The organism is Corynebacterium sp. HMSC074E01, assembly GCF_001808885.1.
In the GTDB taxonomy this organism is placed as follows: Bacteria; Actinomycetota; Actinomycetes; order Mycobacteriales; family Mycobacteriaceae; genus Corynebacterium.
This window is the reverse complement of the sequence record NZ_KV794847.1, coordinates 423,349-441,048: the sequence shown is the minus strand read 5'-3', so window position 1 is coordinate 441,048 and position 17,700 is coordinate 423,349. Positions and strand designations below refer to the sequence as shown.

Below are 17,700 nucleotides of genomic sequence, written 5' to 3'. Positions count from 1 at the left end.
AGAACTAAGAGCTATACGCGGAGTTGATCTCCACATAGTCGTGGGACAAGTCGGTGGTACGCACAAAGGCAGTACCGCTTCCTCCGGTTCCGAGGTCCACGCGCACGTCAATGTCGGCGCCAGAAAGGTCGACATCGCGCGCGCCGGGCGCACCGGTGGACTTAACGCACACGGCCTGGTCATTGAAGAACACGGAAATATTCTCCGGATCCATATCAGCATCCGCCATGCCCACTGCGGCGAGCACGCGGCCCCAGTTGGGATCCGAGCCGAACATCGCACACTTGAAAAGGTTGTCGCGCCCCAAGGTGCGCGCGGCGTTCAGCGCCTGTTCATCGGTGGAGGTTCCTTCGACCGTGATCTTCACGCGCTTGGTCACCCCCTCGGCATCTGCCTGGAGCTGATCCGCGATATCGGAACACACCGCCAGAACAGCAGCATCCAGCTCTTCCTGGCTAGGCTCTACACCGGAAGCACCAGAGGACAGGATGATGACCGTGTCATTGGTGGAGGTCGAGCCGTCAACGTCAAGCGTGTTGAAGGTCTGATCACTAGCGGTCTGCAGCGCCGAACGCAAGGCTTGTGGGGAGGCCACGGCATCCGTCGTCACGCATACCAACATGGTGGCCAGAGAGGGAGCCATCATGCCCACACCCTTGCCCATGGCGCCTATGCTCCAACCCTCGGCCTTAAAGAGCGATTCTTTGACCACGGTATCGGTGGTCATGATTGCCTCCGCGGCGGCCTGACCGTGCGATTCATCAGAACCGAGATCCCCGGCAACCGCTTCGATACCGGCCAATGCCTTCTCCATGGGAAGCAGCTCTCCGATAAGACCCGTCGAGCAGGCAGCAATGTTAGCTACAGGAATACCCGTATGCTCGGAGACAGCGGCAACCATCGCCGCGGCGTCCTTGTCCCCCTGCTCGCCGTTGCAGGCATTAGCGTTGCCGGAGTTATAAATAACTGCTTGGAGTGTGCCATCGGCTACTGCTTCGCGGGAAAGCTTCACGGGTGCGGCCACTACGCGGTTGCGGGTGAAGACCGCAGCGGCGTCGAAATTCGGCCCTTGGTTAACCACGAGTGCCATATCTGGCTTTCCCGAGGGCTTAATCCCAGCCCTCGTGGCCGCTGCCAGGAAGCCGGCGGGTGCGGTGATCATCTTTATGTTCTCCTTGTCTTAACAGAACGGAAGTCCCCGGGGAATTGGATAGCGCGGGGAACGCGCGCGAGTATTTCGAGTGATTAAGGTGCGACGGCCGCTTGCGGCAGACCCAAGGTTTCCTCCCAGCCCAAAGTCAGGTTCATGCACTGGACAGCTGCACCGGCGGTGCCCTTGCACAGGTTGTCTAGGGCCGCGGTTATCACCAGGCGCTGAGCACGCTCGTCCACGTGCGCCTGGATGTGGACCATGTTGGTACCCACTACGTTCTGCGTTTCCGGCTGCTGAGCTTCCGGCAGAACCAGGCAGAACGGCTCTTCCGCATAGAAGTCGCGGAAGGCTTGAGCAACGCTGTGCTTGTCGACGTCCCCCTTCAGAGGCGCCGTAATCGTCGCCAAGATGCCACGCGGCAACGGCGCGAGCACCGGAGTAAAGCTCACCGAAACCGAATCCTGGGTAAAGGGCTGTAAGTTCTGCAGGACTTCCGGAGTGTGTCGATGGGTCCCACCCGGCTTATAAGCCTTGAGATTGCCCATCGTCTCCGCGCCGAGCTGGGCCACGGAGGCCTTCTTTCCCGCTCCGGAAACACCGGTAATCGCGATAACGGACAGGTCCGGTTCAATCAGCCCTTTCGCCACGGCGGGCAGAGCGCCGAGAGTAATCGCGGTGGGGAAACACCCGGGGACGGCCACACGGTTGCTGCCTTTAAGCTTGTCCCGGTTGCCGGGAACTTCAGGAATTCCATAAGGCCATGCACCGGCGTACTCCCCGCCATAGAATGCATCCCAATCTTCCTTGTTGCGGAGGCGGAAATCGGCGGCGCAATCAATGACGGTGACGGACTCCCCCAACTGGCGGCCAATCTCCGCGGAATGCCCATGCGGCAAACCGAGGAAAACGATGTCATGGCCCGCTAAGACTTCCGGAGTGGTGTCCTCGATGACGCGATCTGCTAACTGCGGCAGGTGCGGCATGAGTTCGGAGACTCGCTGACCAGCATTGGAGTGCCCCGTCAGCGCGCCGATGAGCAGATCACCCGCAAGGTACGCTGGGTGCGACAGCAAGAGACGCAGAATTTCGCTTCCTGCATATCCCGTGGCTCCGGCGATAGCTACTGAAATAGTCATGCAGCCACAGTAGCAAATAATGCAGCCCGCCGTATGTTATTCACTTAAATTGGAAGCACTTTTCTTCATTCCACCGAGAATAAGGCCCGGATCTCCGCAGTGTCCTGCGAAATCCGAGCCTTGCAATAGAGATAGGAGCGAAACCTACATGACGCGGGATGAGACCTGCCCGAGCCCTTCGGCTCCTGATACGGCCTTCTTTCCTGCGTAGCCCAGGTACCCCTGTGGGCCAACGAAGTGGATGCCACCCTGGGCGTCCGCGATGGCGGTGACCTCATTGAATTGGTGAACTTGGCCGGGCTGCAGGCGCTTGAAGCTGGAAGGCGTTAGCCCCTGGTTGAAGCAATCAGCCTTGGAGCGGCCTGTGTGGTAAAAGAAGCGTGGGGCCAACTGACCCGGTGGGTTGCATTCTGGACTAGTGGCGCGAGCGCCATTCGACAAGCAGGCGATGTAAGTTCCTTCAATATTCGCTGCCTCGCAGTTGACGGTGCCATCAGCATTAGAGAAACCCTGGGACAAGTCTGCAGAGGCATGTGGGGCGATGGTCAGTACGCCGACGACGGCGGCGGTAGCTGTAAGACGTGAAATCAAACGCATGGTGTGAACAATCCTTTCGGTGTGGAAACGCTGCCCCTTTGAGGTTATGAGCCAAGCCACACTGCATCCAGTGCTAGGGGATCTATCCCCATCCCTTCGCTCGTTGCGGTATGAGAAAACCCGGTTCACGGGGTGCGTGAGCCGGGTTAAGGAACCGAAGGTGCCAGTGAACGCTAAGCGCGCATCTCTGCGCCAAGACGCTGCTTGGCTAGGTCTGCAGCAGCGAGTCGGTGCTCGTTAGCCTCTTCATCAGTCAGCGTGCGGTCATCCGCGCGGAACAAGAGCTGGAAGGCAAGGGACTTCTTGCCTTCACCGAGCTGCTCACCGCGGAAGACATCGAAAAGCTCCACGGATTCCAAGAGCTCGCCGGCGCCTTCCTCAACCACTCGGCGGACTGCCTCCGCCGGGGTATCCTCATCCACCACCAGCGCGATGTCCTGGTGCAGGGCTGGGAAGGAGGAGAGGACTGGTGCTGGGAACTTCTCGTGCAACGGCAGTGCGGTGACATCGAGCTCCATGGCGCACGTGCGGGCTGGAAGCTCGAGTGCCTCGAGTACTTGCGGATGCAGCTCGCCGGCATAGCCCACGACGGTCTCCTCGTCTGCAGCGAGGACCAAAGCGGCACAGCGGCCCGGATGCCACGGGAGCTGCTCGGCTGCCTTGACAGTGATGTCAACACCAGCAGCGCGGGCGACCTGGCGCGCGGATTCAATGGCATCTGCGTAGCTATAAGCACGACCGGAGCCCCACGGGCCCTCGTGCTCAATGTTGCCGGTAGCGACCGTGGCCACATGCAACGGCTGTAGCGGCAGCGACTCCACGAGCTCGGTCACGACGGAATCCTCCGGGCGCGACTCCACCGAAGGCATCGGAGACGCATCGGCGCGCTTGATTGCCACCTGCTGGAGACCGAAGAGGGCGAGGTCACTTCGGCCACGAGCCACGTTGCGGGCGATTGCTTCCAGGAGATTCGGAAGCAACGTCGTGGACAGAACGGCCTTATCCGCTTCGAGAGGATTCTGCACGGCAACAGTGCGGCGGCGCGGGTCTTCCTTATCCAAACCCCAGGTGTCGAAGGTGTCGTTGGCAATGAACGGCGAAGGCAGAACCTCGGCGTAGCCCGCATAAGCCAAGCCGTGTCCGATTGCACGGCGACGCTTCTGTGCCGGAGTAAGGCCACGACCTCCTACCGGGGTAGGAAGAATGGTCGGAATATCCTCGAGCCCCTCCAGACGCAGAATCTCCTCGATGAGATCCACATCCATTTCGATGTCGGTGCGCCAAGACGCGGGGACGACGGAAAGCTCTTCTTCGCCAGAGACCTCGCAGCCCACCTCAGTAAGGCGCTTTACCACGGTCTCGCGGGAGTACCCAACGCCGGCATACTCGCTCGGCTTGGCTGCGCGCAGCGTGATGGGCTCGCGCTTGGCGACGTCCCCCACGAGCGTCCGGCCCTCCTCAATGGTGCCGCCCGCGATCTGCTGGAGCAGCGCACACGCAACGTCGAGAGCAACCTCCACGATGGCCGGGTCGACGCCACGCTCGAAACGGCGGGAGGCTTCCGAGGACAGCTTGTGGCGGCGCGACGTGCGAGCCACGGTAATCGGATCCCAAATGGCGGATTCGAGGTACACGTCAGTGGTCGTCTCGGAGATTTCGGAAGTCGTGCCACCCATGACACCCGCCAGGGACTGAATTCCGTTGTCATCGCAGATGACCACGTCACCCGCCGAAAGCTCACGCTTGACATGGTCGAGGGTCTCAAACGTCTCTCCCTCGCTAGCGTTGCGCACCACGAGGTCGCCGCTCACGACGTTTGCGTCGAAGGCGTGCATCGGTGCACCGAGGAGCAGCATGACGTAGTTGGTGACGTCGGTCGCCAGATTGACGCTGCGTTGGCCAGAGAGCATGAGCTCGCGCGCCATCCAGAAGGGCGTGCGGGCAGCGGGATCAATGCCGCTAACCTTGCGTAGACCAAAGCGCTGTGCCTTGGTTTCTTCGCGCAGATCGACGGCGATCAGCTCGCCCTTCGGCGCCGGTACATCGGACATATCGATACCGGCAACGCTCGGATCCTGAGCCACGTCTGCGAAAGCCACGTCAAAGGCGGAGGCAATCTCACGTGTCAGGCCACGGGCCGACAAAGCATAGCCACGGTCTGGGGTGATGTTGACGTCGAAAACCGTATCGGAGAGGCCAATAATGGGGCGAGCGTCTTCACCGATCTTGTCGGCGACTTCCTCTCCCAGAACAATGATGCCATCGGCCTTCGGACCAAAGCCCAACTCAGCCGCGGAGCACATCATGCCGTTGGAGATGTGGTCATAGGTCTCACGGGCAGCAATCTTGAAGCCTCCCGGCAGCTCAGCACCCGGCAGGGAAACCACGACATAGTCATTGAGGCGGAAGTTACGAGCGCCGCAGATAATGCCCTGTAGCTCGCCGGTGCCGTTGGCTTGGCCAACACTCACCTGGCAGTAACGGATTGGCTTCTTGAACTGGGTGAGCTCTTCAATCTCAACGACCTGGCCAATAACCAGCGGCCCCGTGGTCTCCGGAAGAGCTTCATAGCCCTCGGTTTCGAAGCCGACGCGGACAAAACCGGAGTCTAGCTCTTCGGCGGATACGTTCCAGCCAGAGTTTGCGGTGCCAAGGAGGCGGGTAACCCAGTCTTGGGAAATAAGCATTGTTTTCTTTCTATCCTTTCTCTGGGTTCCTATGCCTGCACGCCGAATGGCAAGGTAAAGCGGACATCGCCTTCCACCATGTCGCGCATGTCGGTGAGACCATTGCGGAACTGCAGGGTGCGCTCGAGGCCCATGCCGAAGGCGAAGCCGGTGTACTCCTCCGGATCGATGCCAACCGCACGCAAAACGTTGGGGTTGACCATGCCACAGCCACCCCACTCGATCCAGCCGGCACCACCCTTCTTGTTCGGGAACCACACATCGACCTCGGCAGAAGGCTCAGTGAACGGGAAGTAGTTCACACGCATGCGAGTAGTGGTCTCTGGGCCGAAGAGAACTTTGGCCAAGTGCTCCAGAGTGCCGCGCAGGTGGGCCATGGTCAGTCCTTTATCCACGGCAAGGCCTTCCACCTGGTGGAAGACCGGCGTATGAGTCGCGTCGAGCTCGTCGGTACGGAAAACTCGGCCTGGGCAGGCGATGTAGAGCGGTACATCACGCTCAAGCATCGTACGTACCTGCACCGGCGACGTGTGTGTACGGAGAACCTGCTTGGAGCCCTCCTTACCCACGTGGAAGGTGTCCTGCAACGTACGTGCCGGATGGTCGGGCTTGAAGTTCAGAGCATCGAAGTTAAAGTACTCAGCCTCGACCTCTGGGCCATCGGCGATTTCCCAGCCCATGCCCACGAAGATGTCGGCAATACGCTCCGACAGCGCAGTAATTGGGTGCAGGGCACCGGTCTGCGCCCGGGTAGTTGGGACGGTGACGTCGACTTTCTCCGCCTTGAGCTGAGCGGCGCGAGCCTCCTGCTCGAGCGTTTCCCGGACCTGGGCAAAGGTCTTCTCCACCTTGCCTCGCGCCATGTTCACCGCACGACCGGCGTCCTTGCGCTGATCCTTTGGCAGCTGCCCCAGCGACTGGCGGGCCTGCGGGATATAGCCGCCGTCACCAAGATGCTCACGGCGGGCGGAAGTGAGCTCGTCGAGGTCGGATGCAGCCTCGAAGGCGGCAATGGCCTTCTGCGCGGCGGCCTCGAGGGCCTCTTCGGTCAATTCGATCTGAGGTGTGTCGGACACGTGCCTTGATTACCTTCTTCTCGCACAAAAACTAACGCGAGCTATCTTACCGTGCTCCCCGACTTCTGTGGCCACCAGCCCCAGCCCAAGGAAAGACTAGCGGTTCTGCTGCTTGGCAGATTCGTACAAGCAGATGCTGGCTGCCGTGGCAAGGTTCAACGACTCTGCACGGCCCAAAATTGGAATGCGCACGCGCATGTCGGCTTCATCCAACAGCTCCCCTAGTCCATGAGCTTCGTTTCCAAACAGCCATGCGGTGGGCTGGGAAAGATCGGCTTCAGCCAGATCTACTTCACCGTCAGCGGCCGTTGCCAGCACCTGCATACCGGAGGACCGTAACTTACCCAAAACATCTTTGATATTGGGATCACGCGCCACGGGTATATGGAAGAGTGAGCCTGCTGATGCGCGCGCGACTTTACAGCCCAATGGATCGACCGTCTCGCCCGCGAAGATGACGCCATCGGCGCCCATGGCATCCGAAGTCCTGATCAAGGTACCTGCATTTCCCGGCTCGGAAGTAAGCACTGGGACTGAGACCAAACGCGGCTTGCCCGCCAGGATTTTACCTGCACTCCACAGGACAGGACGGCACACTGCAAAAAGGCCTGTGCTCGTCGCCGTATCGGAGAGGTGCTTTGCTGCCTTGTCGGTGATGGGATGGACATAGACGTCCATGTAGCCGCAGGTTTGCACGATATGTGCAAAGCGTTCGGCGGCCTTCTCCGTTACGAAAACATCCGTGGCCGAGCCTGTCGACACCGCTGCATCGACAGCATTCTCACCCTCAATAAGGAAGCGCTCTGCCTTCCGACGGCTAGCGGCGCGATGCAATTTGGCGGCATTGACTATCCGCGGCGTGCGCTCGGTGAAGGCATTCTCAAAGTCCAGTTTCATGGCCTCCACCCTACCGAGGCCGCCTGCGAGGTCGCCGATCGAGTGGGTACACCACAATGCAGCAAGCCCACCGCTTTCCAAACTGTAGGAGGCGGTGGGCCACACGAGTATTGCTAAAGACTACTTCTTCAGCGGGATGCCATTGGAGTCTCGGTCATAACCGCCTGCACCGGCGATGATCATGATGAACTCGATAATCACCCAGATCCAGAGGATACCCGCCGAGATAGCTCCGATACCGAGCCAGGACGTCAAAACACTAAAGACGCAGAGCGATAGCTGGCCGATGGCGCGTCCTGTGCGACCAATATAGAAGTTGTGAGCGCCAAACCCGCCAAGGAAAAATGCAAGGAGCAACGCTGCCAGCCAGGACTTCTGCGGTGCGTTGACCGGGGCCTGCTGAGAGTAGTACTGGCCCTGCCCTTGGTACCCGCCCTGCTGAGCCGGCAGATTCTGTCCGTAGTTGCCGCCCTGGTACTGGTTTCCGTTGGAGTCGAACGGATTGGAGTACTGAGGGTTATTGCCAGAAGCATTCGGGTTGTTCTGCTGGAAACCGCCGTTGGGGTTCGTCATGAGAAAGACTCCTTTTTAAGCCTGCACACACAGGAAGAGAACGTGGGAACTTGATTAAGGTAACACAAAGCACACGCTATGTCCCCTTTTTCTTCACCCCACTGGGGCCTATTCCCCATTGGCTGTGCTGTGCCCCAATTGAAGCTTGGAACGCCAAACGCCCACCCTTTCTTGAAGTAGAAAGCGGTGGGCGTGAGCAGGCTAGTGAAAGCTTAAGCAGCCTTCGGAGCGTTAACGTCCTCCGGCAGTGCAGCCTTGGCGGCCTCGCACAGTGCGGAGAAAGCCTCGAAGTCATTAACGGCAAGCTCAGCCAGGATCTTGCGGTCAACCTCGATCTCAGCCAGGCGCAGGCCGTGGATGAGGCGGTTGTAGGTGATGTCGTTCATACGAGCAGCAGCGTTGATGCGCTGGATCCACAGCTTGCGGAACTCAGACTTACGGGCGCGACGGTCGCGGTAAGCGTAAGTCATGGAGTGCAGCCACTGCTCCTTGGCCTTGCGGTAGAGGCGGGAGCGCTGGCCGCGGTAGCCCTTAGCGGACTTCAGAATCGCGCGACGCTTCTTCTTGGCGTTAACTGAGCGCTTTACTCGTGCCACAGTAATACTTCCTTATCTTGATTGTGGTGTGTGGAAATGGAGTGTTTCGGCGCTGACTATGCGCGGCCGAGAAGGCGCTTGACGCGCTTGGTGTCTGCCTTGGCAACGTCCTCGGTGCCCTTCAGGCGACGGGTGCGCTTGGAAGGCTTGCCCTCCAGGAGGTGGCGGCGGTTAGCCTGCTCGCGACGCAGCTTGCCGGAGCCGGTCACCTTGATGCGCTTGGCGGTGCCCTTGTGAGTCTTCTGCTTCATGAGAATTAAATCCTTAAATCCTAAGTGGAGCGTGGTCTACTTCTTGCCTTTGCGGACGGGCCCAAGAACCATGGTCATATTGCGACCATCCTGCTTGGGGCGTGACTCCACGACGCCAACCTCTGCGACGTCGTCGGCCAAACGCTCCAGCAGCCGGAAACCGAGCTCCGGACGCGACTGCTCGCGACCACGGAACATGATGGTTACCTTTACCTTGGAGCCCTTCTCCAGGAAGCGCACCACGTTGCCCTTTTTGGTCTCGTAATCGTGATCATCAATCTTCGGACGGAACTTCTGTTCCTTCACCACGGTTTGCTGCTGATTCTTACGGGACTCGCGGGCCTTCTGGGCCTGCTCGTACTTAAACTTGCCGTAATCCATGATCTTGGCTACGGGCGGCTTCGCGTTCGGGGCAACCTCGACCAAGTCAAGGTCTGCTTCGTATGCGAGCTTGCGAGCATCGTCCGTGCGGACAATGCCCACCTGTTCACCACCGGGGCCAACAAGACGGACCTCGGGTACTCGGATGCGCTCATTAATGCGAGCTTCAGCGCTGATTGTGGTTCTCCTCGATTGTGGGGCTAGTAGTGTGCCTACCGTGACCACAAACGAATAAATCCCGGTGCCGTAGGCATCCGGGAGTTTCTTCTCAAGCACGCGCCAATAAATGGCGCCTACTCTTAACCTTTATCCTGCGCCGGATAATTCATCCTGCGCGGCATCGGGTGGGAGAAACTCCGCTTGCGGCCCAAGTACCTCCTGGAGGAGGCGCTACGGGCGGTAGTGGGCACTACTTTATCACCGCGATCATCGCGAACCAAATCGGCGTGCCGAGGTGGTTGCCGATACCTCTCTCGCAGTGCTTGAGGACGTCCCTTTCACCGCAGATGGCGCACTGGGTTGCGCGCAGCCTACCTGTGGCGTTAGCGCCCCGGCTTCCAGCGCCTCAGAAACCACTCGGTCCACTCCGGCAGCTAGCGTGTCGAGGGCGGGTATCGCTTCTTCTGCGTATTCCCCTGGCATGGTCACCTCAATGGCCAGACCCACGGCGCCATTTTCCGCAGTCCCGCCGCCTGCAGTTTCTCGAACTCCAATTTGACGGTGGGTATATCCGTTATCAGTTTCAGATAATCCCCATCCGCCTTTGGCGCGGGTGTCCGGCAGCTTATCAAGCCCATTGTCTTGCCACTCCACGATGTCATCCATCGCTTCATACACCTGCTCAGCTTCTGGTATGCACGGCAAGTGCGCGCCGAACTTAGCTTGTTCTTCGAGCACCCACGTGGAATAGCCAAAGGGCTCGGCAAATTCGCCGGTTGTGTCATACTCCTTCAATAGGGCTTTCACTGCGCTGCCGGCATCCCCTTCAGTCCATTGGACGTGGGACCACAGTGCGTAGGCTGCGTCATTATCAGATTCTTTAATCGCGAGGTCCACGAGCTCGGGACTGGCTCCATCACGCAGAGCAGCGATGGCGATGGGAACCTTCACGGTCGACCATGCGGGTTCATCACCCTTGAGCCCTGCGTTGAACGTCTCCTCTTGATCCGCCACGGACACACCGGCACGGACGTCAAACTCGCTTTCTACGTCAGCGATGACCGCTCGCAGTTCCGATGACACATCGAAATTTTGTGCATCGTCTGTTCGAGACGCTTCAGCTGCTGGCTGATCTCGACTTTGTCCGGGTTCAGAGCAGCCAGTCGCCGTTGCGACCACAGCGAAGCCGAAGACTAACGCAGCCGCGTTCGCACGCTTCAGCCCCACCATTACACCATCTCCTTGAGGAACCCTCCCGTATAGGAGCCTTCTACTTGCGCCACGTCCTCCGGCGTGCCTTGGGCCACGACAGTGCCGCCACCGGAACCACCTTCTGGCCCCATATCTACGATCCAGTCGGCGGCCTTGATGACGTCTAAGTTGTGCTCAATGATGATGACCGAATTGCCCTTGTCCACCAGCCCCTGGATGACGAGCATAAGTTTGCGGATGTCCTCAAAGTGCAAACCGGTCGTCGGCTCATCCAAAATGTAGACCGTGCGCCCATTCGTGCGCTTCTGAAGCTCGGATGCCAGCTTCACGCGCTGCGCCTCACCACCAGAAAGCGTCGTGGCGGCCTGCCCTAAGCGGACATATCCCAGGCCTACCTCCACCAAGGTGTTGAGGTAGCGATGAATAGAGGTGATGGGTTCGAAGAACTCGGCTGCCTCCGAAATCGGCATATCGAGAACCTCGGCGATGTTCTTGCCCTTATAGAGGACCTCGAGGGTCTCGCGGTTATAACGAGCACCATCACAAACCTCGCACGGCACGTAAACATCGGGCAGGAAGTTCATCTCAATCTTGATGGTGCCGTCGCCTTGGCAGGCCTCACAGCGTCCGCCCTTAACGTTGAAGGAGAACCGGCCTGGCTTGTAGCCGCGGACTTTCGCCTCCTGGGTTTCCGCGAAAAGATTACGAATCTTGTCGAAGACCCCTGTGTAGGTTGCCGGATTCGAGCGCGGGGTGCGGCCGATGGGGCTCTGGTCCACCTGCACCAGCTTGTCTAGGTGCTCCACGCCTTCAACGCGCTTGGCGCGACCGGGCACCTGGCGTGCACGGTTGAGTTTATTCGCCAAGGTCTTGGCCAAGATCTGGTTGACCACCGTGGACTTTCCTGAGCCAGACACACCAGTGACGCAGACGAGGACGCCCAGTGGAATCTCGACGTCAATACCCTTGAGGTTATTCTCGCGCGCGCCGACCACCTTGAGCATGCGCTCGGGGTCAATCTCGCGGCGAGTATCCGGGACCGTGAGCTTCTTCTTACCTGACAGGTACTGCCCTGTCAGGGACTCCTCCACGGCTTCAATACCGGCGGGTTCGCCCTGGTAAACCACAGTTCCGCCGAATTCGCCGGCGCGCGGGCCAACGTCGACAAGCCAGTCTGCCTCCCGGATGGTGTCCTCATCGTGCTCCACCACGATGAGGGTGTTTCCGATATCGCGCAAGCGCTTCAACGTGGCGATAAGGCGTTGGTTATCGCGCTGGTGCAGACCGATGGAGGGCTCATCCAGGACATACAAGACTCCCGCCAGACCAGAACCAATCTGGGTGGCAAGGCGAATGCGCTGTGCTTCACCGCCGGACAACGTGGAGGCGCCACGGTCGAGGGTGAGGTAGTTCAGGCCGACGTCGAGAAGAAAGCGCAGGCGAGCCTGGATTTCTTTGAGCACGGCACCGGCGATGATCTCCTCGCGGTGGCCCAGCACGAGCGAGTCGAGGAACTCCGCTGCCTCCTCGATGGACAGCGCCGTCAAGCCAGCGATGGACTGCTCGCCATGCGCGGTGGAGGCCAAGCGCACCGCCAAGATTTCCGGCTTCAGCCGAGTACCGCCGCAAGCGTTACAATGTACGCGGCGGGTGTACTGAAGCAGACGGTCCTTTTGTGATTCGGAATCCGCCTGATCGAGTTTGCGCTCCAAGAAGCCGATGGCGCCCTCGAACGGTGCGGACCAGTTGCGTTGGCGGCCATAGCGGTTCTTATAGCGCACGCTGACTTCCACATCCGTGCCATAAATCAGCGCGTGGCGCTGCTCCTTGCTCAGCTCGGACACCGGGGTGCGCGGATCAAAGTCCAGGGCTTTCGCTAGGCCTTCAACTAGTTTGACAAAGTACCGCGCATTGGGGCTCGACGTCCAAGGTTGGATGGCCTCCACAGCCGGGGCATCCGGATCCGGGATCAACAGATCCACATCCACCTCAAGGCGCGTGCCCAAGCCATCGCACACCGGGCAGGAACCGAAAGGCGCGTTGAACGAGAACGCGCGGGGCTCGTATTCCTCAATGGTCAGCGTATGGCCGTTGGGGCAGGCAGCTTTTTCCGAGTAGGTGTGCGTGAGCTCTTCGTGGTCAACGAAATCCAGGGTGACGAGGCCGTCTGCCAAGCGCAGTGCCGTCTCCACCGAATCCGTCAGCCGCTGCTTCTGGGAAGCCTTCACCTGCAGGCGGTCCACGACGACATCGATGTCGTGTTTGATCTGCTTCTTCAGCTTCGGCGGATCGCTGAGCTGATAAAGCTCACCATCCACCCGAACACGGGAGTAGCCCTGCGCCGCGAGGTCTGCGAAGAGGTCAACGAACTCGCCCTTACGGCGGCGCACCACAGGGGCAAGGACCTGGAACTTCAGCTTCTCCTCGTGGCTTAAGACCTCATCCACGATCTGCTGCGGGGTTTGGCGCTCAATGACGGCATCGCACTCAGGACAGTGCGCAGTACCCGCGCGGGAAAAGAGCAAACGCAGGTAGTCATAGATTTCTGTGATGGTTCCCACGGTGGAACGCGGGTTGTGGTTGGTGGATTTTTGGTCAATCGACACCGCCGGGGATAGACCGTCGATGAATTCGACGTCCGGCTTATCCATTTGGCCAAGGAACATACGCGCATAAGAGCTTAAGGACTCCACGTAGCGCCGCTGGCCCTCGGCGAAGATGGTGTCAAAGGCGAGTGAGGACTTGCCGGAGCCTGATAGACCGGTAAACACCACCAGGTTATCGCGTGGAATGTCGATATCCACGCCCTTGAGGTTGTGCTCACGCGCACCTCGTACGACCAAACGATCAGCCACTAGTTGCTGCCTTCCTACACAAAAGAATGTGTGTTCAGAGAGTTCTCACTCAGAATCTACCCGTATGGTTGGACTTATGAACAACGCCCTGAAGCTTCATAAAATTTCCGTTTCTGAAATGGACAACAACTGCTACCTGTTGTGTGCTGGTGACGAGGCGCTGATTATCGACGCTTCCGCTGACGCCCCGGCACTGCTTGCTTTGGCCGCCGAGCACGGCGTTAAAATCACCGCAGTGCTCACCACGCACCGCCACTGGGACCACGTGCGCGCGCTCAAAGAGGTCCTGAATAAAACCGGCGCCGTGCACTACTCCTCTTTCTTGGACTCGCCTGCCTTACCCGCCCCCGTCGACGTCGAATTGGAGCATGGCGATACGCTTTCTTTCGCCGGCCACGATCTGCCCGTCATTATCCTGCGCGGACACACCCCCGGAGGTGCGGCCATTGCCGCAGAGATTGATGGCGTTACCAACCTCTTCGTCGGTGATTCCCTCTTCCCCGGCGGCGTGGGCAAGACCACCTCGGAAGGTGACTTCGTGCGCCTGTACAAGGATGTCACCCGTCGGCTCTTCGATGTCTACCCGGACGAAGCGATCGTCCGCCCCGGGCACGGCGCACCCACGACGCTTGGCGCGGAGCGCCCGCACATAGATGCGTGGTGGAAGCGCCGTTGGTAACTGCGTATTAACTGCTGCGCTGACAGCGGCAATTGTTTAACCCGCGTACTATGGTGTGACGAACGTCTTTACAGATCTATTGAATGGAGCACGTTATGATTCGTAAATTTGCCCGTCCTATGCTGGCCTCCGTGTTTGTTTGGGATGGTGTGGATACGCTCCGCAACACCTCGGAGCACGTCGCGGACACCGAGTCCGTGCTCAAGCGCCTACGCAAGGTGCTGCCCCGCGAATACGCAGGCTACATCCCGAATGACCCAGAGCTGGTTACCCGCGCACTCGGCGGTGCAAAGACCGCTGCAGGTACCACTTTGGCGCTGGGCAAGGCCCCGCGTACCTCGGCTGCAGTGCTCGCGCTGACCCACGTCCCTAACCTGGTGGGCAATGCTTTCTGGACCGCCGATTCCAAGAAGGACAAGGAAGCACAGCGCAACAGCTTCATCACCAACACCGCCCTGCTTGGCGCCTTGGCCATTGTTACGCAGGACACTGAGGGCAAGCCCTCCGTGCGTTGGCGTGCTGCCAAGGCCTCGGAGCGTGCCAACAAGAAGATCCAGCAGGCTCTGCCGGGTAAGTCCGAGCAGCAGAAGTTCGCAGAAGACTTCTCCAACCGCGCCAACGAGATTTCTTCTGATGTGACCACCAAGGCCAATGACTGGTTCGAAACCACCAAGGAATACGTCGAGGACAACCGTGATGATTGGGAGTCCGCTGGCCGGGACTTCATCGACTCCGCGCGCTCCTTCGTCGAGGACAAGGCTGAAACCGCTCGTGAGTTCTTTGAAGACAACAAGGATGATTGGCTCGACGCTGCACGTGACAACACCGAAACCGCCCGCAAGGGTCTGGTAAAGGCAGCCGGCAAGGCACAGGACCGCGCTGACGAAGCACTGGCCAAGGCGGATTCGCTCGATGGAAAGCGTGCCCAGAAGAAGGCTCGCAAGCGCGCCGAAAAGCTGCAGAAGGAAGCTTCCAAGAAGCTGGATAAGGCTTTCAAGAAGTTTGGAGACCGCTTCTAAGCTCTCCCTCCTACGCTGCGGAAAGCCCCGCAACACACCGCGATAATGACCGCGGTGGAGACATCAACGGCTCAGCTAGTATGCTGGGCCGTTGTTCTTTTTCCTGTCCACCCATCCTTATCTCCTTTTAACTTCCCGTCTGTCCTCGAGAAGTCTTCATACGCACCCAAGGAGCCTTGTGTCTGAATCTTCATTCGCGACTCACACCGGGAAAGTCGACGCCCACGCGAGCGAGCAGAGCGCGGAAATAGCTAGCGAGCAAGCCTATGTCGATGGCCTCTTCGAGCGTCTGGACAACGAGGTCCACGCCGCCAATGTGCGCCTCAACGAGGTGCAAGCAGCCGTCGACCCTCATACCCCAGATGCTGATGCGCTCGTGCGCCGCGAAACCGAATACCACGGCCTGCAAGCAAAATTAGATCGGCTTAACATCGCCCAACTCGGTCTAGTTTTCGGCCGCATCGACATTGATGCACCTGGCGATAACCCCACCCCAGAAGGCCTAGACCGCCGCTATATCGGCCGTATGGGACTCGATGCCCGGGAGGAGGATTACCGCACGCTTCTTTTGGATTGGCGTGCCCCGATGGCACGGCCCTTCTACTTGGCAACCACTGCACACCCTGAAGGGGTTCACGTACGCCGGCACATCAGGACTACTGGTCGCACTGTCACCGGTATCAGCGACGAGATCCTCGAAGGAGACAACGCTGCAGAAAGCAGCGATGTCGCTAGCGAATCCGCCCTCCACCACGTCATGCAGCGCGCCCGAACCGGCCATATGCCATCCATCGTGGAGACCATCCAGCGCGAGCAAGATGAAATCATCCGTGACAGCACGCGCGGTGTCATGGTAGTTGAAGGCGGACCAGGAACCGGCAAGACTGCGGTAGCGCTGCACCGTGTGGCCTACTTGCTCTACACCTACCGCGAACAATTAGCCGCCACGGGCGTGCTCATCGTGGGCCCCAATTCCACCTTCCTGGAATACATTTCCCGAGTGCTCCCGGAACTTGGTGAGACCGGCGTTGTGCTCTCCACCATTTCTTCCCTTTTCCCCGGCATCGAGGCCACGCACGCTGAGTCTCTACTCGCCCGCGAGATTAAGGGTTCCGAAGCCATGGTGGAGATCCTCGGCAACGCGGTGAAGGACCACCAGCGTTTGCCCGAGCATCCGCGCACGCTGGAGATCGATCGGCTCGAGCTCACCGTGGACCCCCAGATGGTGAAGGCAGCACGAACCCGCGCACGGCGCTCCCGCAAGCCGCACAACGATGCTCAAGCGGCGTTTGCGGAACACCTCATTGAATCGTTGGCCCAACAGATGGCCGAACGGATCGGTTCTGATCCGCTGGGAGGCGCCAACTTGCTCTCCCGCGCGGACGTGGACCAGCTCCACGATGATCTAGCCGAGGAACCACAGGTCACAGAACTCATCGACGAGTTCTGGCCCCATCTCGCGCCTACCGAGGTACTCGCCGAACTACTGAGCAGCACCGAACGCATCGATTCGGCGGCCAGCGCCTACGATGAGGAAACCCGAGGTGCCCTCTACCGCGAGGATGGCAGGGCTTGGGCGGCGTCCGATGCTGCGCTTCTCGACGAGCTCGCTGTCCTCATCGGTATGCCTGACCCAGAGGCAGAACGCGCTGCCGAGGAGAAGGAATGGCGTGAGCAAGTTGCTGAAGCAGAAGATGCCCTCGATATTCTGAGCTCCTCCGATTCCACCGACAACGATGATGACATGTTCGAAGCGGAGATTCTCTCCGCCCACGACGTCATCGATGCCGAGCACCTCGCTCGACGCCACGAAGTTCGGGATTCCCGCACCACCGCTCAACGTGCCCGCGAGGACTACACGTGGGCCTACGGGCACGTCATCGTCGATGAGGCCCAGGAGCTGACCCCGATGGAGTGGCGCATGATCTTCCGTCGCAGCCCCTCCCGGTGGATGACGCTCGTCGGCGATACCTCCCAGACTGGAGCCCCCGCCGGCGTTGATGATTGGGGCGAGACACTCGAACCTTTCGTCGGCCAGCGCTTCCGATTGCACGGCCTGAGCGTTAACTACCGAACCCCACGCCCGATCACGGAGCTGGCCAACCAACTCCTTCAATCCATTAACCCGGAGGCCACGCCAGGAATCGCGGTGCGCGACGGTGTGGACGTTATCTGGCAGGACGGCGAGAGCGACCTGCAGCCAGCAACCATCCAGGACGCTGACGGGCGCCTACGCGCTGTGATCACCGCGGCCAATGTTGAGCAGATCAAAGGCCTGGAGTTTGACCACGTCACCGTAGTCAACCCGGATGACATCGTGGCAGCGTCCCCGCAGGGCTTGCACAATCTCTACGTGGCGCTGACGCGTGCGACGCAATCCCTCACCATCGCCGGCCGCTACGCGGAGGTTTTCCGTTAATCTGGTGCGC

General features: G+C 59.7%; 15 protein-coding genes. 3 read left to right on the top strand and 12 right to left on the bottom strand.

What is annotated here, in order from left to right; genetic code table 11:
* Positions 1-4: 4 nt before the first annotated feature.
* The 12 genes from argJ to uvrA all read right to left on the bottom strand — a co-directional run bounded on the left by argJ (position 5) and on the right by uvrA (position 13,573).
* Positions 5-1,162 (bottom strand): bifunctional glutamate N-acetyltransferase/amino-acid acetyltransferase ArgJ, encoded by a 1,158-nt coding sequence (gene argJ / locus HMPREF2537_RS08110; protein ID WP_070527526.1) that lies wholly within the window; start codon positions 1,160-1,162, stop codon positions 5-7.
* 83 nt (positions 1,163-1,245) lie between these two features.
* A complete protein-coding gene (gene argC, locus HMPREF2537_RS08105) occupies positions 1,246-2,289 on the bottom strand; it encodes an N-acetyl-gamma-glutamyl-phosphate reductase (protein ID WP_070527522.1) in 1,044 nt (347 codons plus the stop codon).
* A gap of 144 nt (positions 2,290-2,433) precedes the next feature.
* Positions 2,434-2,886 carry a hypothetical protein gene (locus HMPREF2537_RS08100; protein ID WP_070527520.1) on the bottom strand — a complete coding sequence of 151 codons (453 nt, stop codon included), beginning with the start codon at positions 2,884-2,886 and terminating at the stop codon, positions 2,434-2,436.
* A 173-nt stretch (positions 2,887-3,059) separates the two neighbouring features.
* Positions 3,060-5,573: a phenylalanine--tRNA ligase subunit beta gene (gene pheT, locus HMPREF2537_RS08095; protein ID WP_070527518.1), complete on the bottom strand. Its 2,514-nt coding sequence runs from the start codon at positions 5,571-5,573 to the stop codon at positions 3,060-3,062.
* Between the two features lie 29 nt (positions 5,574-5,602).
* Positions 5,603-6,649 (bottom strand): phenylalanine--tRNA ligase subunit alpha, encoded by a 1,047-nt coding sequence (gene pheS, locus HMPREF2537_RS08090; protein ID WP_070527515.1) that lies wholly within the window; start codon positions 6,647-6,649, stop codon positions 5,603-5,605.
* Between the two features lie 96 nt (positions 6,650-6,745).
* Positions 6,746-7,546, bottom strand: coding sequence for a TrmH family RNA methyltransferase (locus HMPREF2537_RS08085; protein ID WP_070527627.1), 801 nt, complete (start codon positions 7,544-7,546; stop codon positions 6,746-6,748).
* Positions 7,547-7,666: 120 nt separating this feature from the next.
* On the bottom strand, positions 7,667-8,119 hold the full coding sequence (locus HMPREF2537_RS08080) for an NINE protein (RefSeq protein ID WP_070527512.1): 453 nt from the start codon (positions 8,117-8,119) through the stop codon (positions 7,667-7,669).
* A gap of 212 nt (positions 8,120-8,331) precedes the next feature.
* Positions 8,332-8,715 carry a 50S ribosomal protein L20 gene (gene rplT, locus HMPREF2537_RS08075; RefSeq protein WP_005323264.1) on the bottom strand — a complete coding sequence of 128 codons (384 nt, stop codon included), beginning with the start codon at positions 8,713-8,715 and terminating at the stop codon, positions 8,332-8,334.
* Positions 8,716-8,771: 56 nt separating this feature from the next.
* Positions 8,772-8,966 carry a 50S ribosomal protein L35 gene (gene rpmI, locus HMPREF2537_RS08070; RefSeq protein WP_010190075.1) on the bottom strand — a complete coding sequence of 65 codons (195 nt, stop codon included), beginning with the start codon at positions 8,964-8,966 and terminating at the stop codon, positions 8,772-8,774.
* A gap of 36 nt (positions 8,967-9,002) precedes the next feature.
* Positions 9,003-9,572: a translation initiation factor IF-3 gene (gene infC, locus HMPREF2537_RS08065; protein WP_083298996.1), complete on the bottom strand. Its 570-nt coding sequence runs from the start codon at positions 9,570-9,572 to the stop codon at positions 9,003-9,005.
* A 201-nt stretch (positions 9,573-9,773) separates the two neighbouring features.
* Complete coding sequence (locus HMPREF2537_RS08060; protein ID WP_246818738.1) at positions 9,774-10,589, bottom strand: serine hydrolase; 816 nt, start codon at positions 10,587-10,589, stop codon at positions 9,774-9,776.
* A 146-nt stretch (positions 10,590-10,735) separates the two neighbouring features.
* The gene (gene uvrA, locus HMPREF2537_RS08055) at positions 10,736-13,573 is read right to left on the bottom strand and encodes an excinuclease ABC subunit UvrA (protein WP_070527504.1); all 2,838 of its coding nucleotides are present in this window, start codon (positions 13,571-13,573) and stop codon (positions 10,736-10,738) included.
* A 76-nt stretch (positions 13,574-13,649) separates the two neighbouring features.
* Between uvrA and HMPREF2537_RS08050 the strand changes: the two genes are divergently transcribed.
* The 3 genes from HMPREF2537_RS08050 (at position 13,650) to HMPREF2537_RS08040 (ending at position 17,690) form a co-directional block, all read left to right on the top strand.
* A complete protein-coding gene (locus tag HMPREF2537_RS08050; RefSeq protein WP_070527501.1) occupies positions 13,650-14,252 on the top strand; it encodes an MBL fold metallo-hydrolase in 603 nt (200 codons plus the stop codon).
* A gap of 95 nt (positions 14,253-14,347) precedes the next feature.
* A complete protein-coding gene (locus tag HMPREF2537_RS08045; protein WP_070527498.1) occupies positions 14,348-15,271 on the top strand; it encodes a DoxX family protein in 924 nt (307 codons plus the stop codon).
* A 178-nt stretch (positions 15,272-15,449) separates the two neighbouring features.
* Positions 15,450-17,690, top strand: a complete 2,241-nt coding sequence (locus HMPREF2537_RS08040) for a HelD family protein (protein WP_070527496.1) — start codon at positions 15,450-15,452, stop codon at positions 17,688-17,690.
* The last annotated feature ends 10 nt before the right edge of the window (positions 17,691-17,700 follow it).

Excerpts from the sequence above, each read along its gene's own strand:
- HMPREF2537_RS08100 (WP_070527520.1), bottom strand. The coding sequence starts at position 2,886 with ATGCGTTTGATTTCACGTCTTACAGCTACCGCCGCCGTCGTCGGCGTA.
- HMPREF2537_RS08045 (WP_070527498.1), top strand. The coding sequence starts at position 14,348 with ATGATTCGTAAATTTGCCCGTCCTATGCTGGCCTCCGTGTTTGTTTGG.
- rpmI (WP_010190075.1), bottom strand. The coding sequence starts at position 8,966 with ATGAAGCAGAAGACTCACAAGGGCACCGCCAAGCGCATCAAGGTGACC.
- HMPREF2537_RS08085 (WP_070527627.1), bottom strand. The coding sequence starts at position 7,546 with ATGAAACTGGACTTTGAGAATGCCTTCACCGAGCGCACGCCGCGGATA.
- argC (WP_070527522.1), bottom strand. The coding sequence starts at position 2,289 with ATGACTATTTCAGTAGCTATCGCCGGAGCCACGGGATATGCAGGAAGC.
- HMPREF2537_RS08080 (WP_070527512.1), bottom strand. The coding sequence starts at position 8,119 with ATGACGAACCCCAACGGCGGTTTCCAGCAGAACAACCCGAATGCTTCT.
- argJ (WP_070527526.1), bottom strand. The coding sequence starts at position 1,162 with ATGATCACCGCACCCGCCGGCTTCCTGGCAGCGGCCACGAGGGCTGGG.
- pheT (WP_070527518.1), bottom strand. The coding sequence starts at position 5,573 with ATGCTTATTTCCCAAGACTGGGTTACCCGCCTCCTTGGCACCGCAAAC.
- HMPREF2537_RS08050 (WP_070527501.1), top strand. The coding sequence starts at position 13,650 with ATGAACAACGCCCTGAAGCTTCATAAAATTTCCGTTTCTGAAATGGAC.